Source organism: Plectonema cf. radiosum LEGE 06105, assembly GCF_015207665.1.
Taxonomy (GTDB): Bacteria; Cyanobacteriota; Cyanobacteriia; order Cyanobacteriales; family Nostocaceae; genus Rivularia; species Rivularia radiosa_A.
This window is the reverse complement of record NZ_JADEWL010000082.1, coordinates 21,325-31,190: the sequence shown is the minus strand read 5'-3', so window position 1 is coordinate 31,190 and position 9,866 is coordinate 21,325. Positions and strand designations below refer to the sequence as shown.

Annotated in this window: 3 protein-coding genes; all 3 read right to left on the bottom strand. The window is 40.5% G+C overall.

What is annotated here, in order from left to right:
* Positions 1-494: 494 nt before the first annotated feature.
* The 3 genes from purU to IQ247_RS20680 all read right to left on the bottom strand — a co-directional run bounded on the left by purU (position 495) and on the right by IQ247_RS20680 (position 9,817).
* On the bottom strand, positions 495-1,349 hold the full coding sequence (gene purU, locus IQ247_RS20690) for a formyltetrahydrofolate deformylase (RefSeq protein WP_193923006.1): 855 nt from the start codon (positions 1,347-1,349) through the stop codon (positions 495-497).
* Between the two features lie 173 nt (positions 1,350-1,522).
* Entirely contained in the window at positions 1,523-4,432 is a 2,910-nt protein-coding gene (locus IQ247_RS20685) for a pre-peptidase C-terminal domain-containing protein (protein WP_193923005.1), read from the bottom strand.
* A 657-nt stretch (positions 4,433-5,089) separates the two neighbouring features.
* Positions 5,090-9,817 carry a pre-peptidase C-terminal domain-containing protein gene (locus IQ247_RS20680; RefSeq protein WP_193923004.1) on the bottom strand — a complete coding sequence of 1,576 codons (4,728 nt, stop codon included), beginning with the start codon at positions 9,815-9,817 and terminating at the stop codon, positions 5,090-5,092.
* Between the last annotated feature and the right edge of the window lie 49 nt (positions 9,818-9,866).

Here is a 9,866-nt window from a genome sequence, read left to right as displayed (position 1 = left end):
TCCACCACATAAGTTATGAGGGGTAATCAATGTAATATTGTAGGTTGGGCTGTTCGCGCAAGCGTTGCGAAGCAAAACGTAGTGGAGCCTCGGCACCCGCGTTGGGTTGCGCTTCGCTTAACCCAACCTACGAAGAGGTATTTTAACTCCTCAAAATTAATGTGGTGGAATACTAGTAGTCTTTTGCATTAGTTTTGAAGGGCAATTAATCTTTAAAACTAATTAATATTAATGACTCTAGCAATTTATCACCCGTCAGAATTAATGAAATGAACTACTAGTAGTCCACCACATAAGTTATGAGGGGTAATCAATGTAATATTGTAGGTTGGGCTGTTCGCGCAAGCGTTGCGAAGCAAAACGTAGTGGAGCCTCGGCACCCGCGTTGGGTTGCGCTTCGCTTAACCCAACCTACGAAGAGGTATTTTAACTCCTCAAAGTTAATGTGACAGACCACTAGTAGAATTTCTCTTCTAGTAAATTAGATCAGCTATTTATTCAAATACCACAGTTCTATTACCATAAACTAAAACGCGATTGTTTAAATGTAATCTGACTGCTCTTGCTAAGACTATTCTTTCCAAATCTTTTCCTTTTCTAATCAAATCTTTAACAGTATCGCGGTGAGTGACTCTAACAACATCTTGTTCAATAATTGGACCAGCATCTAAATCTGCCGTGATATAGTGAGATGTTGCTCCGATAATTTTAACTCCTCTTTGATAAGCCTTTTGGTAAGGGTTTGCGCCTACAAAAGCTGGTAAAAATGAATGATGAATATTGATGACTTGGGGAAATTGAGTAATAAAATCAGTGCTAAGAATTTGCATATATTTTGCTAAAATAACTAAATCTATTTTGTATTTAGCTAATAATTCTAATTGTTTTTTCTCTTGCTCAATTTTTGTTTCTTTTGTGATTGGGATATAATGAAAATCAATATTAAATTGCTCTGCTATCTCTTTTAAATTTGGATGATTGCTAATTATTAAAGGAATCTCCGCAAAAAACTCTTGTGCGCGATGTCGCCACAGTAAATCTAATAAACAATGTTCTTGTTTACTTACCCAAATAGCAATACGTGGAATGCTATCAGAAAAATGTAGTTCCCAGTTAGCTTGTAAAGATTGAGCAATAGAATTAAATGCTGGGGCAATTAAATCATGGGGTAAATTAAAACCTTCTAACTGCCATTCGATGCGAGTTAGAAATAAACCGCTTTCAAAATCTGTATGTTGATCTGCATGGATAATGTTACCACCATTGGAGTAAATAAAGCTAGCAATTTTGGCGACTAATCCTTGTTTGTCAGGACAAGAAATAAGTAAACAAGCTGTAGTATTTTCCATAGCACCATCGTTAAATCCCTAGATGAGTCCGCTTTGTCTGTGCAAATTTTGCACCTTGAGTATCATAAAAAAATAAGGGATGGCACTACACCACCCCTCCCATCTTTAAATGTCAAAATTTTTAATTAATAGTGTGCTATGCCCACATTAGATGATAATGTACAGCTAGATACTTAAGCAAAAGCAAAGTTATCCGCATTCAAGCTAGCTGCACCAATACCTTGTAATATCGCTAAATCGGAACCATTCACAGCAATCAAGGTGTTATCATCCTGCCCAGTAATGCTCAAATCATCAAAACCAATACCCAAACCAGCAATACCAAGGACATCTTCAGCTAAAGTAAAGTCAGTAATAATATTCGCAGCTTGGGGAATTTCTGCTGTGGCAATCCAGAATTGGTCTGCACCAGCACCACCAGTAATGATATTATCACCACCAGAGAGTGCGAAGAATTTGTCGTCACCTGCTCCGCCGATAAGGCGATCGCCACTTCCTAATATCACAGTATCGTTACCGCTACCAGCGTAGATGCGGTTATTACCCGAACTACTGATAGAAGCGTCGATTAAGTCATCAGAATTACCGGCAAAAATCAACCCATTACTACCTTCTACTTCGATAATATCTTGTTCAAGGGAACCGAATACGGGTTGAGTAGTGGGTTGTTCTGGGACATTGCCCGGAGTTAAACTAATGTTGAGGTCGTATGCTCCTGCATTTACGCCGATTTTTGGAAAAATCCAACCGCTACCGCTTCCTTCCACATTGGAGTCGTAATTGCGGTTGCCCAATTGACTCACACCTACGTAATAAGTTCCAGCTTCAGAAGCGGTGAACTCAAGATAGGGATCGCGACTCAATTCTTCACCTGGTGCGGCTGCATTTTCAACGCTGGCTAATTCATTACCTTGGGCATCAAACAACCGCAGTTCTGAGTCTAACTGCTGGGGTACGTCAAACTCTTCAATGAAGTATTCGATGGAGTCAATATCAATAGTCACAGTATCGCCTGCCTGAAGATCGAAGGTATAGAAATCAACGTCTTCTGAGGCATCAACTGGATTGAGGTCTTGATCGTAGCTGATTGCTGCTGTTGTAGAGTAAGAGGTCTGCTCACCGCTCAGTCCAGTAGCAATCGCAGTAGAAATGGTGTCATTGGGTTCTGAAGATACTTCAGTATCAGTATCATCATCATTATCGTCATCATCATCGTCATCTGGAAGCGCTATTGAATCTGGATTATCAGCGATCGTGATATCAAACGAGCTAGCGGTAGGGTTGATCGTGTAACCAATTCCCGGTTGCAAAGTGTAGGTGAATTCTTCAATTCCCTCCAGCGCTGACTCTGGATCAAAATCGGGCAAACTCGTCTCGTCGAAAGCCGATACTGTGATTGTGGCAGTGGGTTCTGTAATTCGGAAGTAGAAACCACTAGATTGGAAGTTGGCAGACGGGAAGACACCACCCGAAATCTCAGCATTGAGGACATCAAATTCACTCAAACTGCCTGGAACTCCGCTACTCAAATAGATCAATACGCCTTCTTCAGGAGGAGCCTCATTCAGCGAAAAGGTCAGCGTGGTTGCGGTTCCTTCAGATTCAATCAGATTCGTTTCGCTGACGCTGATCCCGACCTGGGGTACGGTGGGTAGCTCAGGAACATCCTCTAGCGTGTCATAGAAGGTGACAGTAGAAGCATTAGTCTCTTCATTGACGATATAACCCGCACTGGGTTCAAGGAAGAAAGTCGCTTCCTGCGGTCCATCGGCTTCCTCATCGTCCAGAACAGGTAGGTTGATGATGGCATAGGGTTCATCTAACCTGAACTTAAGACCCGTCCCAACTCCAGACTCGTCGTAAACCGCTTCAAGCACCTCACCGCCTGGACTAAAAGGTGGGAATCTGAGATCGCCAATGTACTCCGTCAAGTCGATGTCACTGTTAATAATGACTTCAACTCCGTCTTCCGGTATCTCTCCTTGGGCGCTGACAACCAGAGTGAGTACAGAACCACCTGACTCAAGGGATTCAACCAAGGCAGAGGCAAGCAAGTTATCGTCTTCATCAAAGGCAGCCGTGATTGTCTGCAACGATATGGTTACATCTTCTGCGGGTGCAAGAGTTTCGCCACCATTTTCACTATTGCCGTCGCTGCCGTTGTCATCACTTCCAGCCTGGACGAGATCGATCGTTAGCTCGTAATCTCCTCCGCCATATACATTGTCAGTGTAAGCGCTGCCGCTGCCAGGAACACTAGTATCATACTGCCAGTTATCCCAAACGCTTAATCCTACGTAGTAGGTACCATCGGTTTCAGCGGTGAATTCAATGTAGGGATCAAACTCAGAAAAGAATATTTCACCTGAAGCAGGAGCATCATCATTGAATGCCAACTCATTTCCGCTCGCATCAAACACCCGTAGCCCTGAATCCAACACATAGGGAGTCATGAAATCAAGCTGCATGGAGTCAACATCGATTTTGATAGTATTCCCCGCTTCTAGAACAACTTTATAGAGGTCAACATCTTCTGTAGCATCTACATAGCTAAAGCTACCATCCTCATTTTGATAGCGATTACCAATTTCAAAATCGAGCGAGCTAGAAGTAAAAAACGAAGGATTCTCTGAACTTATTCCTGTGTTTGCAGCAAGAGGAATTGTATCATTAGTTTCACTTACTGTACTGTTAGGAACTTCCGCACGAGTATCCACCAGCCTAAATTCACCACTGCTGAAAGCAGAATTTACCTCATACCCTTCACCAGCAACCAAACTAAAACTAGTAGTTTCTAACCCTTCAGTTTCGCCATCATTGGCAATGGGCAAATCGACGAATACAGTAAAATCTGTTAACCTTATATCAAAGCCATCGGAGCGTACCGCGACAATTTCGCCACCTTCGGAAACATTAATCGCATCTAAATCAAACTCACTCAGGTTTGGCGCACTCACAGAAACCACTAACCCTTCTGCTGGAATGGTGCCATTAGTGATATTAAATACATGAGCCGAAACTGTTCCTTCACTTTCTACGAGCAAATCTGGTCCTGTATTCAAACTAACTAAGCTTATCGTCATGATTTTTTTCCTGATAATTTTTTTTGTCGCTTGCAACCAAAATAAGCCAGCGCATTTGATTAAATACGCAAGCGTCATAAGTCATTATTTTGACGTAAATCTAATTTACTAAAGTGATTTAAAGTTACAAGCATCATCAACTGAGATTAACGTATAATCACAACTGTTGCGAATCTTTCTCATATTTTGACTTACGTGAATTCTACTATAAATTTCAGTTTATAAAAGTAGTATTTATATAAAGATTTTTTTAAGCAGTAATTAATGGTTTTAACTTCAGGTATTAGTATTGAGTTGGGAGCAATATCCTCATGGGTGAAACACGAGGAATATTGCTCCAAAAATCTACCTGTTATCAGTCGCTACAGGTTCTGTGGGTTGGTTGTTAAAGACGTAGCGGTGATACGTCTGGCACATTATTAAGCTGATGTGCAGCGTTCATTGTATAATGCGGTTTTCTTTGCATGTCCGGCTCTGATATCCTTTACGCTTATATCGGAATGATAAAAAGTATACACAAAAAAAACTCTGCGTTCCTCTGCGCTTACCTCCGCGTCACTTTGCGTTAAAAATCTATAATTCCCATACAAACGGATTTGATCTGACATACCGAAAAGCTCGCCCTTTTTTATACAAATTAAATGGGTAACAACTTATTTAAACAAAAGCAAAATTATCTGCACTCAAGCTAGTTGCACCAATTCCTTGTAATATTGCTAAATCGGAACCATTCGCACCAATCAAAGTATTATCATCCTGCCCAGTAATGCTCAAATCATCAAAGCCAATACCCAAACCAGCTATACCAAGGACATCTTCACCACTGGTAAAGTCAGTTATGATATTCGCAGCTTGGGGAATTTCAGTGGTAGCAATCCAGAATTGGTCTGCACCAGCACCACCAGTAATGATATTATCACCACCAGAGAGTGCAAAGAACTTGTCGTCACCTGCACCACCGATAATTCTATCTGACATTCCCAGTATCACAGTATCGTCACCGCTACCAGCGTAGATGCGGTTATTACCCGAACTGCTGATAGAAGCGTCGATTAAGTCATCAGAATTACCGGCAAAAATCAACCCATTACTACCTTCTACTTCGATAATATCTTGTTCAAGGGAACCGAATATCGGAGAAGAATCGGGTTCTGTGGGAGGTGCAACCATATCTCCTAAACTAAAGCTTACCCGATAAATATCAGCTCCAAAACTTTCACCAAAAGTCCAACCACTACCGCTATTAGCAACATTAGGGTCATAAAAATCATTCCCCAAAGCACTAATACCCGCGTAGTAAGTACCAGCCGCTGGTGCGGTAAACTCTAAATAAGGGTCTCCTTCAGCTTGGAAAATTTCATCTGGTGCAGCACCTTGATTATTGACAACTAATTCGTTACCTTCTGCATCAAATATACGCAATACAGAATCGAGAATCGATCCCAGTCCCGCATTACCCGTACCGTTTGCATCGATGTCGATAGTAATAGTTTGACCTTCCATCAAATCAAAACTGTACATATCAACATCTTCAGTTGCATCTACGGTATTATCAGTACCTCGAAAACGTTCGGAGATGGCTCCATCAATCGTAACTGAAAGATTGTCGTCAGCTAAATTTAAGCTTAAAGGAACAGCATCGGCAATGGTATCGTTGTTAGTAGTACGTCCATCGTTGTCTGTAGGTCCTTGTGGTAATTCTTCTGGTTCTTCTGGTGGTACGATAACTACAGAATCGGGATTATCGGCTATGGTAAAACTGAAACCACTTGCATTAGTATCTATTGTGTAGCCGTCGCTTTCTATTAAAGAGAAGCTAAATTCTTCAATTCCTTCTAAAGCATCTTCTGGAGAAATTAAAGGATTGGTCGTTTCGTCAAATACTTGCAATTTCAGGTTGGCAGTATTTTCAAAAATCCGGAAGTAGAAACCGCTAGCGTCACCGTTTGCAGAAGGAACCGCACCTCCAGTAATTTCGGTATTAAAGACATCGAATTCACCTAAAGAACCTCTGGTTTCACTATCAACATAAACCAGTAACCCATCCGAGGGAATTTCACCTTCGACGTTAAAGGAAACATTGACTTGTGTACCTTCAGATTCGATTAATTCAGTTTGATCAATAGTCACACCGACTTGAGGAACATTTCCACTACTTTGAATTTGTTCTAAGGTGTCGTAGAAGGTAATATTAGAAGTATTAGCTGTTGTATCGGCAGCGTAATCGGGGCTATTTGCTAAAGAAAATACAATGGATTCGGGAGTATTTGGGTCGTCCGTATCGCGATCGCTAACTGGAAATGGGAAAGCAGCGTTGGGACTGGTCAAAAGTGCTTTAAAACCAGCAGGAGTACCATCTTCGTTATAAACTGCACTGATAATTTCTCCTCCTACCGCTGTTCTGGGAGTACCAGTCAAATTATCAAAGAAACCACTAAAGTCAGTATCGCTTTTAACAATTACTTCTAACCCACCGTCAGGGATTTCACCATCAACTTGAAATGTAAAGTTGAGTAAAGCCGCTTTACCTGTTTCTGTTCCCAAAGATTCGATAATTTGTGAGGAAATAATATCATTACCCTCGAATGTACCGGGAACAGCATTAAACTTAACAACAGGACTATTGGGAGTTTCACCGTCATATTCGACGTATTGCTCAAAATTAGCAGGTTCGGGATTGATTTTGACATCTAGTTCGTATCTTCCTGCACCGATTCCGAAGCTAGGGGAAAGCAATGCACCATCACCCGTACCTTTTACAAAGGGGTCGTAATTTTCGTTAAATGCTTGAGAAACCCCAATATAATAAGTTCCAGCCGTTTCTGCGGTAAAGTCTATGTAAGCATCTCTTCTAGATTCTAATAATTCCCCTGGTGCAGAATCTTCAGCATTGTAAACTAATTCTTCTCCTGCACTGTTGAAAACACGTAAATCTCCACTACCTCGAAGAACAAAACCTTGGGAATTTTCAAAGGGAATCGAATCTAAATCTATAGTAATGCGATCGCCCGCTTGCAATTCCACAGAATACATATCAACGTCTTCTGTTTGGTCTACATCACGGTTATTCTGGAAGTTAAAATTAATTTGACCTCGAACTATCGCTTTGTTTGTTTGACTATCTATTTCCAGAGGTGTTGAAGTCGCAATAGTATCGTTAGATTCTACATCTAGCACGATTACGGGAGCATTATTAACTGTATCGTAAATATCAAAGCTTGATTGATTAGCTTGGGGATTTAAACCAATTTGATAACCTGCATCTGCTGGGGGTTCAACTAAAGTAAAGACAGCGGTTTCTAAGCCTTCAACAATACCATCATCCTTCACCGGAACAGTAACTGTAGCAGTTTGTTCGGTAATTAGAACATTAACAGTAGCGTCATCAATACTGACGATATTGCCACCAGTCACATCAAATTCTAAAGTGTTGAAATCATCCAAATTTTCGGAATTAATCGCAACAGTGATTCCCTCGGATGGTGGTGGAGCGCTGAGATTCAAGGTCAATACAGCAGCAGTCTCTGACTCTTCAATTAAAATTTCGGGTTCGGTTGTCAAACTCACTTGAATTTGACTATCAGCATCATCTGCGATTCTAAAATTAACTGCTGCTGCACTATCATCAATAATGTAACCGACTTGCTGTTGTAAAGTAAAAGTAAATTCTTCAATTCCTTCGGTAATTACTTGTCCATCAGCGTTGAGATTATCATTCCGGGGAGTTAAAGTAATACTAGCTTCCGGCTCGGTAATCTTGAAATAGAAACCGCTACTATCACCATTAGTTACCGGAAAAACCCCACCTTCGACAGTCGCATTTAATAAATTAAACTCACCCAGAGCAAACCTGACATCACTATCAACTAAAACTATTACACCTTCGGGAGGAATTTCTCCATCGACATTAAAGCTAATAGTAGTTTCAGTTTCTCCCTCAATCAAAAGGTTTTCACTAATACTCATTCCTACTGTTGGTGTTGCGGTCGTAGTAGGAACTTGGTCTAAGGTATCGTAAATAGTTACCGCAGAAGAATCTTTAGTATTACTAATTATATAATCTTCACTTGGCTCTACAAATAAATTAAACTGCTGTATCCCTTCTCCCAAAGCAACATCAGAAAAGTTAATTACAGTATTGGGATTAAGTAACTTGACCTGAAAACCAGTCGCAACTCCCGCATCATTATAAATTGCACCGATAAATTCCCCTCCAAATGTAAAGGGTGCAAAAGCTGGTTCTGCTACTAATTCCGAGATATCTGCTAAATCTGTATTGATATTGACAATTAAACCATCTTCTGGTATATCAACATTAGAATTTATCGCCACACTTAAAATAGGCGTTCCTTCTTCGATAGAATCTACCAAATTAGGAGTTATTAAATTATCATCCCCATCAAAGGTTCCTGCTAAAGTATCTATGGAAATTACTGGTAATTGATTTATGGGTGGCTCTGGATTGTTAAAATCTTCTGCATCGATAATGTTGAGAGTAATTGCACTGTTTTCGGAATCTACTTGATAACCTTCTCCATCAATTACTGCAAAAGTAAATGATTCTAAAGCTTCATCCTCGTTTGCACCTTCGTCAAATATTGGTAAAGTAATAGTAGCTGTAGGTTCGGTGATGGTGACAAAAAAACCACTATCTCCCTGAGCAGGTCTAGGAAATCCACTGATTCCCGTTAACTCAATATTGAAAATATCAAATTCAGTCAGTGACCTACGTTGATTCTCTACGCTGTTGATATCATTAATTAAAACAGTAATACCATTGGCTGGAATATCTCCATCAACGCTAAGAGTTAAAGTAATCGAATCTCCCTCAACTACATCGGTTTTATCCGCAGTTAAACTGACGATTGCACTTCCGGGTTCTGTTGGTGGTGTTGGTGTCGGTGTCGGTTCCGGATTTGGTTCTGGTTGACTAACTGCTTGACCAAGATTAAAAGCTAATGTATAATCGCTCGATGGTCCAAGTTGTTGTATCGCAAATGTATAGTCACCACTTGGTAGCGCACCTTCAAAACCAATCGCGTTTAGACCATTACCAATTTCATCTAAAATATCTGTACCAACTTGTCTGGGATTACCGAATAAAGTATAACCCAAAATATTTTCTCGAATCGCAGAATTATCAAGGGGTTCGGTAAAAGTATCTCCCTGTTGTACCCCAATAAACGCTACATCATTAGGATTATAAGATTCCAACACCACCGAATTCAATTGAGAACCTTCGGGAACTGTTACTGTAAGATATTCTTGGTCTCCATCTCCCGTCGTCGCCGTCACCGTAGTAGTTGCTTCGGATAAAGAAAGTTCTAACGGATTAGTTGGATCGTTGGAAATATCCCCATCAATCCTTTCATCATAGTTACTCATGCTTTGGTTCCTATTTTTCCTATTTTTTTAAGTTAATAGTGCGATCGCA

What these genes read in the sequence shown, in the direction of transcription:
- purU (WP_193923006.1), bottom strand. Translation starts at nt 1,349, where the DNA reads ATGGAAAATACTACAGCTTGTTTACTTATTTCTTGTCCTGACAAACAA.
- IQ247_RS20685 (WP_193923005.1), bottom strand. Translation starts at nt 4,432, where the DNA reads ATGACGATAAGCTTAGTTAGTTTGAATACAGGACCAGATTTGCTCGTA.
- IQ247_RS20680 (WP_193923004.1), bottom strand. Translation starts at nt 9,817, where the DNA reads ATGAGTAACTATGATGAAAGGATTGATGGGGATATTTCCAACGATCCA.